This is a genomic window from Bradyrhizobium sp. 613_E4_N2_2, from assembly GCF_052075995.1.
In the GTDB taxonomy this organism is placed as follows: domain Bacteria; phylum Pseudomonadota; class Alphaproteobacteria; order Rhizobiales; family Xanthobacteraceae; genus Bradyrhizobium; species Bradyrhizobium barranii.
In genome coordinates this window covers 2343267-2359343 of sequence record NZ_CP197234.1, presented here as the reverse complement: position 1 = coordinate 2359343, position 16077 = coordinate 2343267, and the positions used below count along the sequence as shown (strand labels likewise).

Here is a 16077-nt window from a genome sequence, read left to right as displayed (position 1 = left end):
GCGGGAATACTGCGAGCCTGTTGCTCAGGGTTTCGACGGATGCCGGCGTTGCCGTTCCCCGCTACCGTAGTCCGTGCTTGAAACTGCGTAACAAGTAGAGAAGAACAATGAACGCTCCCACACGTCGTGCCTGCGCAGGGCGCCGTCGCCGCCGCAGCTGTCGGCGCAATCGGCGTTCGTTTCATTTCGTCAGCGGAGGCTATGCCGGTCGCCGCAAATCTGGGACGGGCCGCGATCACCACGGATCTCGCAACGCAGGCGCAGTGGGGTCCTCCGCATGGCCCCGGTTGGGGGCGGCCGCGACCGCGCAGGCGCCGTTGGGTTTGCTGGTGGCATCGCGGTCGCCGCCATTGCGGGTGGCGGTGGAGGTGACCGTCCGCGATCCCTTCGCGGACGGGGAAGGACAGAGCTGTGCTTCCGCAGCGATCAGCTCTGCTTCACCGCCGCGATCGGTTGCGAAGCGCGGCGGGCCGGCAGCCGCTGATTTCGTTCACTCTTCAATCAATTTAGCTCTGATCGCGTAGCGGACCAGTCCAGCTATCGAATTGACCCCCAGTTTTCCCATGGCCGACGCCCGATGCGTTTCCGTGGTCTTCACGCTTGAGCTCAGCATCGCGCTGATACCCTTGTTGCTGTACCCCTCGGCCACGAGCTTGACAACGAGCCGCTCTCGCGGAGACAGCTTCACATGCCCCTCGCCGGCTTCGTCTTCTCGACCCGACTGACCACAAAATCGTCCGCCAACGAATGGCTTACGTGCCATTAGCGCTTCAACGGCAGCCAACAGCAGCTTGTTTGCGTCCGACTTGACCAGGAACGCGCGCGCACCCGCCTGAAGCGCCTCTTGAGCCAGCACTCCGGACTCGTGCGCGGTAAAGATCAGCACCTCAGTTTCGCGGAGATGTTTTTTTATTCCTCGAGTTATTTCCAGTCCCGTCATGCGCGGCATGAAGAAGTCGACGATCGCAACATCGGGCCGCTCTTTGAGAGCGGCCTCAAATGCCGATCTTCCGTCGGACGCCTCGGCGACAATCATCCAACCCGGCCGCTGCTCGAGGACCGCCCGTAGCCCGGATCGAACAGCATCATGATCATCAGCAATGAGAATTCGTTTCATGAGAGGGCTGCCTCGATGATCTTGTCGCAAGAGAACCTGGACGAGCTATGGGCGCTGCGTTTCAGCAGCATCTCCAACCGGGCCATCTCACTCGCGCGCAAGAGCGCATGGAAAGGTCGCGCGCAGGATGGTTCCGCGCCGCAGCGTTGTGGGTGCCGATAATATCTCAAGCTGCCCTCCCATCTCTTGCAATCGAGCTCGCATGATACGGATTCCCGCTCCGGGTGCCCACGGACGAAAGCGGCATGCGCCATCTGCAGCGACCATGCCTTGTCCGTCGTCTCGGACCTCGAGCTTGAACTTCCTGTCCCTCGTCCCGATAGTTATGACGACCTGTGTCGCCTTGGCGTGGCGGTAAACGTTCGTCAGGGCCTCCTGAACAATTCTCAGCAACGCTCGCTGCGCCCCGTATGGCAGTCCGTCGACCGCGGACGATATCGAGACCTCAATATTCAGCGGCGTTCGGGCTGCGAGCCCTTCTGCGAATTGCTCGATTGTCGTCCTGAGCCCTCCTTCAAACAGGTCCTGAGGGTGAAGCAGATATGTGAGAGACCGCAATTCCTTCATAGCGCGATCGATCGAGATGTCGAGCTGATCGCAATGTCTCGTCGCCTTCAGAGGATCGCCTAGCGCACTCCTTACTTGCATCAGAATGAGGCTCGCCGCCACCAGATGCTGGCACGTTGAATCGTGAAGCTCCGACGCAATTTGACGATGAACTTCTTCCTGCAGAGCGAGCCGTTCGGAATTCGCCTTGCGCGCATGCCTCGATCCTCCGGAGGCATTTCGAACATGTCGGCTGACCGGTGTCTCCTGAAGGGACATGATACACTCGCCTTCCTGCAGTGCTAACTTTCGCACCGCTAGTTTCCTGGCATATGCAGACAACTCTCCGATAAATTTAGCCTACCGCCGCGACACACTGACCACGCAATCAGTATAAGCCACTACGTAGAAATCCTCTAGGCAGCCAATCCCCGTCGTGTGCCGAGCATCCCAAATTTGGCGCGATGCTCCCTGATTCAGATCAAGGAGCTGCAGGTAAGGAGCAGCATGCGGGTCGGCGAAAACGCGATTATGAAGACGCGTCCGTCAATCTGCGCGCTGTGTCATCGCCCGCTTGACGGCGGCGGCAGCAATCGAGCGGCCCGGCGAGGGTGTTGCGCCGCAGAACAGTCCGCCGCTGTTTAGGTAAGACGTCTTTCCATATTCCGCCCGGGCCACCTCTTTGAAATTCCGTAATTCGGAAATCAACTGAGGCATCGTCGGCTTGTCTTTCGGCGTCGCATCGATCTCCGGATCCATCGCGGCGTTCTATTCGGAGCTGTTCGACACGCGGATCCGCTACACTGGTCTCGTCTTCGCAAAAGAAGTCAGCGGCGCTGTCGTCGGCGGCTTTACGTCACTGATTTCGACGCTGCTGGTGCAGTGGAGTGGCGACGCGAGCTGGCCAGTCTCGGTCTACATGATGGTCACGGCGCTGGCAGCGTTTTTGTGCGCCCATCTCGCCAGGGACATCCTCGACGTCGGCCAGCGAAACGTCACAACTGCGACGAAACGCGACGCTCTTGTGGGCGTGCGACAAGTCATGGACGATACTGGCGACCATGCGAGATGCACATCGCTGAACATCGAATGCCGCTCCGACCTCAGCTTGTACGACGCGAACGCTTGGTCGTGCGCCTTGCCGACGAGCGCGATGGTGATGCGAACCAGCAAGAACATCTCGCGAACATCGCCAAGTCGACGCACGGTGCGATGTCCGACCACCAAAAGCGTCGCACGAGACGCGCCTTGCTCTGTCGCCTGAAATGGAAAAACCCTGGGCGATGACGACAGCCGAGAACTACTGCGGCGGTTTGTCGCGCCGAGGGAGATTTTTCCGGGAATCGACTTCTTTGGCGGAGCTGATCACGATGCAATCTTTCGTTGATCCAAACTCCTCTGCGAAAAGGATGTCACCGTGAAACTAGTTGCGACAATACTTGCTATCTTCTTTTTTCCTGCATCGTGCTTCGCTCAAACGTGCTTTGATTTGGCTTCGCTAGGATACGACACAATTTCCGCCGGCAGCCAAGCTGACTCTTTGGCCATAACTCAAGACGATTTCTGTTCGGAAAAGTTTGAGGAAAACAGCTCCGCGAACAGCCAACGAATAAAGGCGAGTTATAAGGTTATCAGCGGAAGCTACGCAAAAGACGCGACCGAAATCAAAACTCTGCAAGAGAAAACATGTAAGTCCGGCTACGGACTCAGTATCGCATCCGCAAAGGTTTCGACCATCACAAAAAAAGTCCATGATCAGACACTGGCGGCTATCACCGATTGCCTGACACTGCAGAACTCGAATTTGCAATCGTCTTTTAGAACAATTGGCGATGCTACAGCCTTAGTTGCCCAGTTCAAATATTTGAGCAAACCCGCATTGACGTTCCAAAAGGTCGAAGTGGTTGGACCTGGCAAAGCAACTTGCACCGCATACGTGCCTGACGACAAAGCTGGAACGGTGGCGATTGATGGATCAAAAAGCTTCCAGATCGACACTCAAAACGTCACTGTAATTTGCCAGCGTGAATTTGAGAAGGACGCCGGCGGAAAGCAATTCTCCGACAACCTAACAATCGTTTTTATTACACCAGCGAGATCGATCTCGATTCCAATGCCTGCGGTTCGATTGCAGCAAGTGCCTATGGCTGAGTTTGCCGAGCTTAGGGAGGAGGTTGCGTCCGCGAAGACCAAATTGGCGGAAGCCGCAGCGCGGCGGACGTCTCTCGTTTGTGAAAGTCGCTCCATATCAAAGGACAATTGGGCAGCCGATACGGTGCTTTCTGCCAAAGATCCAGATCTTATCGCCAAAGGATACAATGTTGTAAGTGGTGGATGCTTCGTGGCCTATCCGCCTGCAGATACAACTAGTCATCGCCCCACCTTTCGGAAGACCGCCATGTCCGATGACAAAACGGGCTGGGACTGCATGGTTGGAAATCAAGCCAGTCTCGGAAGGCAGTATCCGTTGGTCAGCACCGCGACGTATTGCAAAGCTGAGGTGAAATAGGACGCCGATCGAGGGGGGGCTCCCAACCGCGGAGCCCCTACTCGGGATTCATTTTACTCATGGGGTGGACTGCTGAAGGGGGCTCGTTTTCTTGGTCCTTCGTGGCCTTGTTGAGCTCGCCTTGAGGGCTCTTACCAGCTTCAGACGGTTTGGCCGCCACACGGTGATCCTGCCACTCTCGCTCGATGAGCTCAACTTCGGAGGTCAGGGCCTCTAGCTCGATCGCAATGAGGCGGCGCTTAATGGCGGATCTCATGGCCGGCTCTCCTCGAAGCTGGATCGCTTTTCAGTCGTCTGATGCCCCGCCGTCGTCGAGCACCGGCGGATATGTTCGCTCGGGAGCCGGAGCGCATACAGAGCGCGGGGACCGAAGCGACCACATGCCCAATTGCGCCCAGCCGGCCGCCCAGCCAGCGAGGCTTTGCTCCTGGTCTGTCACGAGCAGCGGTTCCTCAGACGTCAAACCTTATCCAGCGGGCGCACCGCTTACGGCAGGTCGAAGCTGCCATTGCCGACGCGCCGTATTCATCGCGATGTCTGTCCCAGCGCAGCGCTGGAGGAAATACCTAGTCCGTTTAAAACTTTCCTGACGCGGTCAGCCCACCATCGGGAGGCTAGTTCAGCTGCCGAACACGTTGGTGAACCCAGCGCTTTCATTAACCGAGAGCGTCTGAAGCCTAACCGCACGTGGGCGCCGGCGGAACGGTGCCGCCGAACTTGCATCGCGGACCTGCTGCTTTCGGATGATTGACTAAGGTGGCAGTACGCAGTCTAGGCTCTGCGCCTGTGATTGTGCACGGGAAGCAAATGAAAAAGATTACGAAAAGCCGCCTTCACCTGCTCTTAGAGTTAGAGAGGATCATCGGTCGGGAATGCTACAACGCAAAAACGCAAAACTGGGGACCTAACGGGGTCTTTGAAGGCGAAGGCCGTCACTTCCCGTACCCGATCACATTCGTCGACTCGGACGGCAACAAAATCAAGCGGAAGAATGCAGATAGCTCGCTATCCGCTCAGGTAGCGGTTACCGGATACTATGCGTTCGGAGCGAACCAGCTCCTGATAATGCGGGCCTTGGAGAAGGTTATCAGGCATTTGGAGGACAACCACGGTTTCAGCATTAGCTAAAGTGGTGTCGTGGTGAACTTTGCTTCCTTGGCAGAATACGTCCAAACATTGCGTAAGCCATATCCCTACCTGAGTGGAATGCTCCGAAACATGGTTGTTTGCAAAAAGCAGCATGGCGCGGTGTTCGTTCGGATCGGGATAACAGGGAAAGGCATCGAGCCCAATTATCTGGTGACCTCGAACCGATCTGATCCCGACGGATTTCCAGAAGGAATCCCAAAATTCATTGTCGCCTACAATGGCCGAACTCATGAACCATTCGATTGGGAAGACGTCGATTTAAAACCCCTGAGTTGGAGCCGCGAGTTGTTGGACGGGGCACAGGTGCTTGCGCTCTACAACGAGGTCAACGGTAGAACTGGTTGAAATTCCGGTACCCCGTAAGGATGGGCCTCTGAACGCCCGCTCTCATTCAGAGGGACAAGGGACATTTCTCGTCCCTCATTCAATGCCAGCAGCGACACAAAGCTGAAGTCAGCACTGGGGAATGTCCTCGCTTGGACGACGCGGCGCACGCCGGAAGCGACCGTTCAAACAACCGATCTGGTGATGCAGCAGAACGTTTGGCGCACGAGGGCGTCTAAACGGCGCGAAATGTCTCTAAAAGTTCTCACTCTGTCTTTGCAGGTGAGACCTTAGACGCTTGATCTCGCAAGAGGATTTATGGTGGGCGCACCAGGGCTCGAACCTGGGACCCGCTGATTAAGAGTCTCATTCTCTAAAAGAGAGTTCAGGCACTTAGCTGTAAAAGGCAACCAGAACAGCGCTAGCAAAATCAATACGTTATGGCCGAAATGTAAATCGCTTGATCGTTCCGCCAGCACCCGCGCCCCTTGCGTCCCGAACGTAAGTAGCAACCGAAAAGTTCAACAAAAACAGTGAACTTCGCTCCTGGTTGACCACCTTTATCGCTGTTTGTTCAGGGCGGTTCGGTGGTCAATCGGTGGTCAGCTAACCGGGCAAGTCTCGGCGCTGTGGCTTCGCGGCACTATGAAGGCATGGAGTCATTAGCCGCCTTCGCGCCTCCACCTGCCCCTCATATTCGTCGCACTACTAACGACAACGGCCCCTGCGTAACCCGCCTTAACGCAGGTGCGTCAACGACTAGCGTCGGGGTTCGAGTCAGGAGACCGCTACCGCCTTTCCACACACGACGCAAATCTGCGATATTCCCTCCGATCGTCCGCCTGAACCCGGCAGCTCGTCGAACGGTAGGCTCAAGTCGGGGACCCGCAGCAGACCCCCTAGATTTTCGTCGTTTGTAATCTCATTGAGCTTGTAAAGACTTAGCTCTTTTGGCCCGCTCTACCCCCATTTGCCGACCTCGGCTTCGGCTGGCGTGAGGTCGCCTGAGCCGACACGGCTTCGTGCAGCGATCGCAGGCGCCTTTGGATTACCGTTTTGAAGGTCCGCATCTTCCCGCAATTTGGTCATGCAGTCGCTTATTGAGAGGATGGCGCGACTCGACTGGAACGTATTCCCGCCGCCGTCGCCGGCGTGTCCCGCACCAGCAGCGCGCGGGTTGCCGCCGTCACATCGGGCTGACGCATCAGGCTCTCGCCGACCAGAAAGGTCGATATTCCCACACGCTCAAGCCTGGCCAGATCGTCCGGCGTGAAGATACCGCTTTCCCCGACCATCAGCCGCTCCTCCGGGATAAGCGGCGCTAGCGCCTCGCTGGTCGCGAGCGTGGTCTCGAAGGTACGGAGATTGCGATTGTTGACGCCGACCATCGGCGAGCGGAGTTTCAGCGCCCGCTCGAGTTCGGCTCGGTCGTGGATCTCGACCAGCACATCCATCTGAAGCGCGATCGCGGCGTCCTCAATATCTTTGGCGGCGGCGTCATCGAGCGCGGCCATGATGATCAGGATGCAGTCCGCGCCGTGAGCGCGGGCTTCGACGACCTGATAGGTGTCGAACATGAAATCCTTGCGCAGCACCGGCAGATTGGTCGCCGCGCGTGCCGCAACCATGAAGTCGAGATGCCCCTGGAACGACGGAGTATCGGTCAGCACCGAGAGGCAGGCCGCGCCCCCGGCCTCGTAAGCCTTTGCCAGGGCCGGCGGATCGAAATCGGCGCGGATGAGGCCCTTCGATGGCGAAGCCTTCTTGATCTCAGCAATCAGCGCATAGTCACCGCCGCCATGCTTTTCCTTGATTGTCAATCGGCCTGTAAATTTGACCCCTCATCGGCGTCCAATTGTGACCCCTTCGTGCGCCGCGGTTTGACGGTAGCGCTCGGCTCGTTGGAGCTGGCCGGGATAGCGGAGACGAGACGAGCGCGGGTGGCGTGATCGTCGTCGCGGCTTTTGAAGCGCCAGCTGTCATTGCCGGTCTCGACGATGTCACAGTGATGGGTCAACCGATCGAGCAGCGCGGTGGTCATTTTGGCGTCGCCGAACACGCTCGGCCATTCGCCGAAGGCGAGATTGGTGGTCACGATGACGGAGGCGCGCTCATAGAGCCGGCTGACGAGGTGGAAGAGAAGCTGGCCACCGGACTGGGCGAAGGGCAAATAGCCGAGTTCATCCAGCACAATGAAGTCCATCCGGGTCAGATGCTCGGCGAGCCGTCCTTGCCGTCCGTTGCGGGTCTCGGTCTCGAGGCGATTGACGAGGTCGACTACGTTGAAGAAGCGGCCGCGGGCACCGGATCGGATGCAGCTTCTGGCGATGGCAATGGCCAGGTGGGTTTTGCCTGTGCCGGTGCCGCCAACCAGCACGACGTTGCGTTGTTGGGCGATGAAGCCGCCGCCAGCAAGATCATTGACGAGAGTCTGATTGATCGGCGTGCCGTCGAACTGGAAGTCGGCGATGTCCTTGGCAAGCGGAAGCTTGGCAATGGTGAGCTGGTATTTGATCGACCTGGCTTGCTTCTCGTTGATCTCGGCGTTGAGCAGGTCGCCGACAATGCGCTGAGGTTCGTGCTGGCGCTTGACGGCAGTTGCCATGATCTCGTCGAAGGCAGCCTTCATGCCGTAGAGCTTGAGTTCGCCCATGAGGTCGAAGATTTGGGTTCGTTCCATCAGATGGTCCTCCGGAGGTTGTCGTAGCGGGCACAATCGGCGATCGGTGCATGACGGAGCGTCAGTGCGGCCGGCGTCATGATGTTGGCCGGTGGGGCGGGTTCACGTTGACGGGCCAGGATATTGAGAACGACATCGGCCGAATGGACGCTGTGACTGAGCGCTTCGGCACAGGCCGCTTCCACCGCGGGCAGACCGTCAGTCAGCACCGCGTTGAGGATGTCGACCATCTGCCGATTGCCGTCGTCGGTGCTGGCAAGCTTGCGCCGGATCCGCTCGATCGCGGCTGGCAGCACCCAGTCTTTGAAGGGAGCACCGTTGCGCAAGGCGCCGGGTTTGCGGGCGAGCACCGGCACATAATGCCAGGGGTCGTAGACGGTATCGCCGCGGCCAAAGGATCGCGGGTGCTCGGCAACGATGCGTCCATCCTGACGGATCACGATGCGATCGGCATAGGCTTGAACCTCGACCGGTCGTCCGACTGCGCTGGCTGCGACCGAGTACTTGTTGTTGTCGAAGCGCACCAGGCAGGTCTTCGAGACCGATGCCGTCACCGCATGGAAGCCGTCGAAGCGGCCGGCATAGGGAACGAGTTTGGGGCGTTCGGCTTCGAACACTTCCCAGATCGTCTGATCGACCAGCTCCGGATGGCGATGAACCTTGGCGTAGGCGATGCATTTGTCGAGCAGCCAGGCGTTTAACTCGTCGAGGTTTTTGAACCGCAGCCGCGGCGTGAAGAAGCGTTCCCTGACCAGCCCGACCTGGTTCTCGACCTGCCCCTTCTCCCAGCCCGACGCTGGCGTGCAGGCGACCGGATCGACCAGATAGTGGCTGCACATCTGCAGGAAGCGGCGATTGTAGAGACGCCCTTTACCGACGAAGATCGTCTCTACGGCGGTCTTCATGTTGTCGTAGATGCCGCGGGTGCAGGTGCCTTTGAACAGGGCGAACGCCCGGTCGTGGGCGTCGAACACCATCTCCTGCGTCTCCCGCGGATAGGCCCGCACGAACAGCATGCGGCTGTGACAGAGCCGGACATGGGCGGCCTTCACCATCACCGTGGTGCCGCTCAGCAAGACCACCTCGTGGCTCCAGTCGAACTGGTAGGCTTCGCCTGGGGCAAAGCTTAGCGGGACATAAGCAGCCGCGGTCGATTGCCCGCGTTCCTTGCTCCACCGCCTGGCGTAACGCCGCACCGCATCGTAGCCGCCGTCATAGCCACGGCTGCGCAGCTCTTCGAAGATCCGGATTAACGTCAGCTGTTCACGAGCCGGTTTGGCCGCGTTCGCCGCCAGCAGTCCGTCGAGCTCTACTGCCCATCGTCCCAGCTTTGGCCGCGGCTGCACTTGCCGCTCGTACTCGAAGGAGGTCTCTCCTGACCTCAGCACCTTCCGGACCGTGTTCCGCGACACCTTCAGGTCACGGGCAATCTCCTTGATCGTCTTGCCCTTGATGAAGTGCTCGCGCCGAATCCGCGCAATCGTCTCCACGATCAGCATCCTCGACCACCTGCTTCATTCCAAAGCAGGCAGCGCAACAGACCAACCTATAGGGGGTCAATTTTGGACGCCGATCCCCCGGCTTAGGGGGTCAATATTGCAGGCCGAATGACACGCAACTGCCCCCGAGGAAGCCGACGCCGACACGCTGCCCGAGCGTCCAGCCCTCGACGTTATTGCCGACCGCATCGATCACGCCTACCGCCTCATGGCCCGGCACGCGCGGCCATTGGATTGGGAAGGCTTCTTCGACCGTCGCCGCGTCGGAGTGGCAGACGCCGCAAGCCTCGACGCGAAGGCGGACCTGCCCCGGGGCGGGATCGACAAGCGGCTTTTGCGTCAGTTCGAGCTGTCCCGGCCCGACGGCCTGGACGGCGGTGTATGTTGTCGGATGGTGCGACATGAAAGCTCCAGCGTCTGAAAAGCTATCAGAGCGCTACCAGCGGCCTCCCGAAGCCGACAGGACGTAGATGCCGTCATTCCGGCCATGAACATGGCGAAACGTCGCCGGAACAACCATCTAGGCGGGTAGCAACCGTTACGGAGAAAGCATGAAGATTGGCCTTGTCCTTTGCCCGAATTTCCAACCCGTCTGCTTCGGGGCCGTTGCGGCGTTCGACGTGGCCAACAAGCAAGCCGGCGAGACGCTCTACGAAGTGCGCGTCCTCTCGGAGGAAGGAGGGCTGGTCGCCTCGTGGGCCGGCATGCAGGTCATGACGGACCCATTCGACGGCGCGCCCTATGACACGCTGATCGTCGCCGCGGGCCTTGAGATACCGACGTCGTCGCCGGGATTGGTCCGGCTGCTTCGCGCCGCCGCCCGGGACGCGCGGCGGGTTGCCGCCATCTGCCTGGGCTCGTTCGTCCTGGGAGATTCCGGGTTGCTGAACGGCCGGCGCGCCACGACCCATTGGCGTTACGCGCAGGCGCTGCAGGACCGTTTCCCTAGCTGCGAGGTCGATATGGACAAGATCTTCATCGCGGATGGGCCGATTTGGACGTCAGCCGGCATGACGGCGGGAACGGACCTCGTCGTGGGCATGATCGAGCGCGACCACGGGTCCGACATCGCCCGTTCAGTCGCAAAGGGCATGGTCATGTATCATCGCCGCTCCGGCGGACAATCCCAGCATTCCACCTTGCTGGATCTCGGCGCGAATGAAGACAGGGTTCAGCGCGCATTGAACTACGCGCGTCAGAACCTTGCCGAAAGCCTGACGATTGATGACCTTGCTGAGGCCGCATGCCTCAGTCCCCGGCAGTTCACGCGACTGTTCCGGTCAGAAACGGGCACCACGCCGGCGAAGGCGGTCGAAGCGCTGCGGGTCGAAGCCGCGAAATTGATGCTGGAGCAGAGCCGGTTGCCGATCGAGGTCATCGCCCGTGAGGTGGGGTTCGCGAACCGGGAGCGGATGCGCCTGGCGTTTGCCCGCGTGCATGGAGAGGTTCCGCGAGCCATCCGCAATGACGCCGGACCGCTCGCGACGCTTTAGCCAGCGGCCCGAAGAAGCACTGCTTCCAGTTCGCGGTCGAGGTAGAGGCCGACTTGCAGGACACGATCGTCGCCGAACTGGCCAAACAGCGACAAAGGCTATCGGCTTCCGCTCCCCATTGCCCCGTGAGGAGGTTCACGGCGGAACATCCGCCATGAACTCCATCGGATGATCTTGCGCCGTTGAGTTCGAACCCCAAAAGGCTCATGGCTAGCCAAGGCGGATGTTGGAGAGATCGATCGAAACGACGAGCGGCTCGGTGCTGAAGCTGCCGTCCGGCTGACGGGCATAGATCTGACGCTTCGTCGGGAATTTGATGCCCGAGACTTCCGCATAGTCTTCGATAATGTGCGCGCCGGGCGTGTTGCCCGCGATCTCGACGTCATAGTCGTGGCGCTTCAGCAGCCCCTCGCCGTCGAAATAGAGCGTCTGTACGGTGCTGTGCGTCGCGATCCCGCCGGGAAACCGTACGGCGAGGCGGCGCCAGTCGCCGCTATCGGTCGGCCAGGGCTCCAGTTCCTCGGTTTCGACGCCCGGCCACGCAAGCAGGAACGGCATGTTCAAATAGGTCCACATGGCGCATCCGGCGAAGTAAGCCAGTTGCAGCTCCGTCCACGGCGTTTGCAGCGTGTGGCCGGCGAAGCTTGCCCGCGGCTCAAGCAGTTCTTCGAGAGCTGTTCCGCTCGCAGCTTCCAGGGCGACGCGGCCCGGCTCGAAGCGGGAGCGTCGATTCCCGGCGCCGAACGGGGCGTGCGAAGCCCACTCTTTCTTCAGACCCACCGTGACGTTGGTCTGCTCGAGGGTGAGCGCCTGCCCCTTCAAGGACCACAGGGCGCCCCCCTGTATGAGATCGGCGGAAACCTGCTCGAATTGCCGCCAGCGATCGAGGCCCCCATGAGCTTCGATGGCAAAATCCTTGAGTTGCTTCATTGGTGCGCTCCTGCGAGAGCCACGCGGGATCGCGCGGCCTTTGTGGCGGGAGCCTAGATGCTCGGCCAAGCCTGCCGAACGACTTAGATGCCTTGATTCCAGACACGACCGCGAGCCGGGCTTTCCAAACGCCTCTGCAAGCCGAGTGCGCTACCTTAGACGCTGGTACGATGCCGTTTCGACCCGGTCGACCGTTAATAATAAAACGGTTTCATTCGTGAAAACGCACCGCTTGAGCAACTGACGCGCGGCTGGTTCGATACATGCGAGCATCGGATTGCTCGGTTGTGGGCAAGTCCCTCAATGCGTCGGCTTGGCGCTGTAATTGTTCCCCCTTTCGTCCGACGCTGTCGCGATCAGAAATCGGGGAACGAAAGCTCCGTCAATACTTTGGAATCATGAGACCGTCGCTCGCCGTTAAACTACACGGCGCATGTCGCGGATAGCCAAAGGTTCCTACGCGGGGCCCGCTGTTCTCAACAACAAGCGCTCGCACAGATAGTCAAAAGCGGCGGTCTCCGGTTCCATTCCAGAATTGCCAGCCGCGCTCGCAAGCGGGGAGCTGCGTGAGGGGTTGCGCCGATGCTGGCGCTTTCTTACTGAGGCTTCCTATGCACAACCGCATTGATATAGATCCCCAGCACAGCCGAGCAATTGTAGAAGAGATTGGAGGGAGACTACGCGCGTTCCTGAAAGCAGAACCGGAACTACCGGGGAGCCTCAGCACGCAAATCGACCGGCTCCGGGAATTGGAGGAGCAGTCACCATCAATCATTCCCAATGCCGAGCGCTGGGACAAACCTCGGCGGTGAGCCGCCTCGGGACAGTACAGACGGCGCAGCCGAACAGGACGAGCAATGCCACCAGTGATGCTCCGTGCATCAAACATCTTGAGAGAGTACGGTGAGGCGCGATCCGAGTTGATCGGCAAGGCCGTCGTCCTTACCGATGGACAGGCAGGCACGGTCGAGCACGTTTGGCTGGATGAACTGCACGGGCTCCGCGTTTCGATCGCTGGTCATGATGGAAGATGGCCGGTCTCAACCATCAAGTTTGCTGAGTCCTAGACCTCGCGGCTGCGCGTTGCCCAGATCGCGTGCTCCTTTCAGAACATTCCAATCAAGATGAAAATCCCGACCTCGGTCAGGAAAGTGACGCTCATGATCGCGACCGTAAGGAACACGTCGCTCGCCGAGAGAGGATCCATGAATGCCTCGCATCTTGCGAAGCCCGGGGAGTAAATCATTCAGGCTAGAAAATGTTTCGGTTCCAAACGCAGACGGCGCGAGATGCGAGCGGCGCGGACATCCGAGGCGGCCTTAAGGCGAAGCCCGCTTAGGGGCATTTCGAGACCTGGCCGCTGTTCTGAACGATGTCGGGTTGCCCCTCACGAACCGACACCGCCGAGCCAGAGCATAAGGTCGGCAATGGGCCAACAGGCGACAATGATGAGCAAGGCCGCCAACTGGGGCGGCCTTACTCACTCTTAAATTCCGCAATCTTTCGATCTTGACACCATAGCTCTACGTCGTAGCCATCTACCAAGCATCTGGCGCGCTTCTTGGCTTCGGTTTCGTCCTTGCACATTAGAATGATGCGAAGCTCGATATGCCCTGCATCTACTGACCCCCTTCGCGCTCGGTCGGCCTGAGACGGCCTTATTCCTCAGGGGGTTGCAGACCCGAGGACGTCAGCCATTCGTCTACATGAGAAGCGGTTTCGAGCTGGCGCAGTCTGCGTTCTAGAAGATCGCGCTGCGGTCCTGGCTGCGTATTTTCGATTTCCGCTATGATGCGAGCTCGTTCCACGTGCAGATTGTCGTCGATGTGGGATTGTGAGTGTCGTCCCATGGCACTCTCCTTTCCCTGCGTGAATTGGGAGGGAGCGCAACTGGCGTTCTCACCACCGATCAAGGCACGGTGCCGTGCGGTGATAGAACTAGTATGCACCCGGAACGGGAGCGACGCCAAGATCCGGTAGTGGCCATTGAACCGGATCTGAGATCTCGCCACTTCGCTCATGGGCCAACAGGGGAAGCAGCGCGGCTCGACCGTTCACTGAGCAAGCACGTCCTGATGGCGTCCGGCGTGGCCAAGCCTGGAACGCCTCAGCGACAAGATTAGCGGAAAAGCAGCCGCCGGGTTGAGAGCGGCGACGGCTTCTTCTTTACGCGCTCAGACGGCCGCGACTACCCGTCGCGTCGCATGAAGGAAACGGTTAGCGGGCGCTGCGGCGCCATCAATTGGATGACGCTCCTGTTTGCGCAATTCATCGACTAGACGTTCGAGGTAGGGTGGCAGAGGCGAGGCTTCGAGAGATAAGTTCTGTTGCAATCCGTCACCCACCTCGTCATAGATCGACCGGGCGGCCTTATGATCAATGTGGTCCGATATTCGACTGGTCGGTTCCATATCGCGACCTTTCTATTAGGCCCCACGATTAACTCAAGTTACAGGGATGCGAAAATGTTTCGCGCACATTCGAAGAATGCCGATGGCTCCGTTGAATGGAACGAAGACACTGTGTGCGTCAGAACGATTGCCATTGTCAGCGCTGATACCTGCAACCCGCTGAATTAGTGAAACTCTTGGGGCGCGACTTTCAACACTTAGAATGTCCGTTCCGGGTCAGGAGCGTTGCTGTGGCCGTGCGCCGGTCACTTCCGATCTACCCCCGACTCCAGACGTGGCGCTGCGATGCGATAACTGACGCGAAGGGCCAGAACCGGACCTCATACGCCCTTCTATGAAGAGAGCGATGCGACATTCAGGAGTTGGGCCCGATGCTCCTGAGCATGGCCTTGTCCCGGTGTGGCGTGGCGCGGTTTCGTGCCTGCTCACGGATCGCGAGATGCGAGGTACGCGACAATCGCGAGAAGGTCCTGCTCGTCGAGATTGGCTACAATTTGGGCCATTAACGGGCTCCATTCTCCCGTTCGAGCGCCATGCTGGAAGTCATAGAGCTGCCGGAACATGTAGCTCGGTGAACGACCAGCAATGCTTGGCAGCGGTCCAAGCCCTTTCAGGTCCGCGCCATGGCACAACCCGCATTGGATCGTTTTGCCCGACCCACCTTTCATGACTAGCGCCTCGCCTTTGGCGAGGCTCCCGATTGGTGCATACGCTGTGAAGGTCGATCGAGGGTCGCGGCTTTCGAAGCGGAGCAGATCGTCGGGGATCTCCACGATCCGCGCTCCGATCGGCTCGCGCTCGCTGGTTTCCACCGCCGCCCAAAGCAGACCCGCCACATAGGTCTTTGGCGCGGTGTCGCTCTCGACCACCTTGATGCGTTTGCGCGGCTGCAAGGCCGAAAAGTAGGCTGCCGCGGCTTCGATTTCGGCGTCAGTGATCGGCTTGGAAAGCTCGATCATTAGCTTTGGCGGAATTCGCTCGGGGAGGGCTGTACTACGCGCCCCGCTCTTGTAGTCGGCCATTTGCTGGATGATGTAGCTCTTCGGCAGCCCTGCAACGTCCGCGTTTTCCGGACCACCAGGCCCGGTGGCGCGGTGACAAAATCCGCATGCGAACACACCGGGTTTGCGGCCGTTCGCGACGATGTCCGGCAGCGCGCCGTGATCGCTGGGGTGCCAAATGGGCGCAACAAAACGATCACGCAACTGGCTCCAGGTATAGCCGGCCGTGCTCTCTGGCACGCGAACTGGCTTTCCGTCATCGACGGGAGGCTTGTAGTCGGGATTGTTCGGCGTATAGGCCCAAGCGGGAGGACCGTCTGCGGCGGTTGCCATCCGTATCGCGAGTAAGCCACAAACGATCACAGACGAGAGCAGCGCGGGAACAATCCTCATTTTCAGTTCCCCGAGTGTCCGGGCC

General features: G+C 59.4%; 12 protein-coding genes and 2 pseudogenes. 3 read left to right on the top strand and 11 right to left on the bottom strand.

The genetic code is table 11. From position 1 onward, the window contains the following. Positions 1-490 precede the first annotated feature (490 nt). The 3 genes from AB7290_RS11170 to AB7290_RS11160 all read right to left on the bottom strand — a co-directional run bounded on the left by AB7290_RS11170 (position 491) and on the right by AB7290_RS11160 (position 2422). Positions 491-1117 carry a response regulator gene (locus AB7290_RS11170; protein WP_063981767.1) on the bottom strand — a complete coding sequence of 209 codons (627 nt, stop codon included), beginning with the start codon at positions 1115-1117 and terminating at the stop codon, positions 491-493. Between the two features lie 87 nt (positions 1118-1204). Further along, complete coding sequence (locus tag AB7290_RS11165; RefSeq protein ID WP_354115939.1) at positions 1205-1942, bottom strand: sensor histidine kinase; 738 nt, start codon at positions 1940-1942, stop codon at positions 1205-1207. A 267-nt stretch (positions 1943-2209) separates the two neighbouring features. Beyond that, a complete protein-coding gene (locus AB7290_RS11160) occupies positions 2210-2422 on the bottom strand; it encodes a hypothetical protein (RefSeq protein ID WP_354131776.1) in 213 nt (70 codons plus the stop codon). A gap of 658 nt (positions 2423-3080) precedes the next feature. On the opposite strand from AB7290_RS11160, the gene AB7290_RS11155 reads away from it, so the two are divergent. Continuing rightward, entirely contained in the window at positions 3081-4172 is a 1092-nt protein-coding gene (locus AB7290_RS11155) for a hypothetical protein (protein WP_354113643.1), read from the top strand. A gap of 37 nt (positions 4173-4209) precedes the next feature. Here the strand turns inward: AB7290_RS11155 and AB7290_RS11150 are convergent, their stop codons facing one another. The 6 genes and pseudogenes from AB7290_RS11150 to AB7290_RS11125 form a co-directional block, all read right to left on the bottom strand. Continuing rightward, a complete protein-coding gene (locus AB7290_RS11150; RefSeq protein ID WP_354113642.1) occupies positions 4210-4428 on the bottom strand; it encodes a hypothetical protein in 219 nt (72 codons plus the stop codon). A 749-nt stretch (positions 4429-5177) separates the two neighbouring features. Further along, the gene (locus AB7290_RS11145) at positions 5178-5552 is read right to left on the bottom strand and encodes a hypothetical protein (RefSeq protein ID WP_354123522.1); all 375 of its coding nucleotides are present in this window, start codon (positions 5550-5552) and stop codon (positions 5178-5180) included. Positions 5553-6742: 1190 nt separating this feature from the next. Beyond that, positions 6743-7459: pseudogene (gene trpC, locus AB7290_RS11140) on the bottom strand (indole-3-glycerol phosphate synthase TrpC); the annotation flags it as partial. 2 nt (positions 7460-7461) lie between these two features. Continuing rightward, positions 7462-8325: an IS21-like element helper ATPase IstB gene (istB, locus tag AB7290_RS11135; protein ID WP_441253413.1), complete on the bottom strand. Its 864-nt coding sequence runs from the start codon at positions 8323-8325 to the stop codon at positions 7462-7464. A gap of 8 nt (positions 8326-8333) precedes the next feature. Then, positions 8334-9824 (bottom strand): annotated as a pseudogene (gene istA, locus AB7290_RS11130) (IS21 family transposase); the annotation flags it as partial. A 91-nt stretch (positions 9825-9915) separates the two neighbouring features. After that, complete coding sequence (locus tag AB7290_RS11125; RefSeq protein WP_441253412.1) at positions 9916-10227, bottom strand: alcohol dehydrogenase catalytic domain-containing protein; 312 nt, start codon at positions 10225-10227, stop codon at positions 9916-9918. 148 nt (positions 10228-10375) lie between these two features. On the opposite strand from AB7290_RS11125, the gene AB7290_RS11120 reads away from it, so the two are divergent. Continuing rightward, complete coding sequence (locus AB7290_RS11120) at positions 10376-11317, top strand: GlxA family transcriptional regulator (RefSeq protein ID WP_208088285.1); 942 nt, start codon at positions 10376-10378, stop codon at positions 11315-11317. A 210-nt stretch (positions 11318-11527) separates the two neighbouring features. Here the strand turns inward: AB7290_RS11120 and AB7290_RS11115 are convergent, their stop codons facing one another. Next, positions 11528-12247 (bottom strand): hypothetical protein, encoded by a 720-nt coding sequence (locus AB7290_RS11115; RefSeq protein WP_439035433.1) that lies wholly within the window; start codon positions 12245-12247, stop codon positions 11528-11530. Between the two features lie 857 nt (positions 12248-13104). Here AB7290_RS11115 and AB7290_RS11110 point away from each other — a divergent pair. Further along, the gene (locus AB7290_RS11110; protein WP_225005375.1) at positions 13105-13314 is read left to right on the top strand and encodes a PRC-barrel domain-containing protein; all 210 of its coding nucleotides are present in this window, start codon (positions 13105-13107) and stop codon (positions 13312-13314) included. Positions 13315-15083: 1769 nt separating this feature from the next. Here the strand turns inward: AB7290_RS11110 and AB7290_RS11105 are convergent. Continuing rightward, positions 15084-16052, bottom strand: a complete 969-nt coding sequence (locus AB7290_RS11105) for a c-type cytochrome (protein ID WP_441253411.1) — start codon at positions 16050-16052, stop codon at positions 15084-15086. Positions 16053-16077: the final 25 nt, after the last annotated feature.

Bases quoted from the DNA above. Each gene is read 5' to 3' on its own strand.
- AB7290_RS11170 (WP_063981767.1), bottom strand. From the start codon at position 1,117: ATGAAACGAATTCTCATTGCTGATGATCATGATGCTGTTCGATCCGGG.
- AB7290_RS11165 (WP_354115939.1), bottom strand. From the start codon at position 1,942: ATGTCCCTTCAGGAGACACCGGTCAGCCGACATGTTCGAAATGCCTCC.
- AB7290_RS11160 (WP_354131776.1), bottom strand. From the start codon at position 2,422: ATGGATCCGGAGATCGATGCGACGCCGAAAGACAAGCCGACGATGCCT.
- AB7290_RS11150 (WP_354113642.1), bottom strand. From the start codon at position 4,428: ATGAGATCCGCCATTAAGCGCCGCCTCATTGCGATCGAGCTAGAGGCC.
- AB7290_RS11145 (WP_354123522.1), bottom strand. From the start codon at position 5,552: ATGAGTTCGGCCATTGTAGGCGACAATGAATTTTGGGATTCCTTCTGG.
- istB (WP_441253413.1), bottom strand. From the start codon at position 8,325: ATGGAACGAACCCAAATCTTCGACCTCATGGGCGAACTCAAGCTCTAC.
- AB7290_RS11125 (WP_441253412.1), bottom strand. From the start codon at position 10,227: ATGTCGCACCATCCGACAACATACACCGCCGTCCAGGCCGTCGGGCCG.
- AB7290_RS11120 (WP_208088285.1), top strand. From the start codon at position 10,376: ATGAAGATTGGCCTTGTCCTTTGCCCGAATTTCCAACCCGTCTGCTTC.
- AB7290_RS11115 (WP_439035433.1), bottom strand. From the start codon at position 12,247: ATGAAGCAACTCAAGGATTTTGCCATCGAAGCTCATGGGGGCCTCGAT.
- AB7290_RS11110 (WP_225005375.1), top strand. From the start codon at position 13,105: ATGCCACCAGTGATGCTCCGTGCATCAAACATCTTGAGAGAGTACGGT.
- AB7290_RS11105 (WP_441253411.1), bottom strand. From the start codon at position 16,052: ATGAGGATTGTTCCCGCGCTGCTCTCGTCTGTGATCGTTTGTGGCTTA.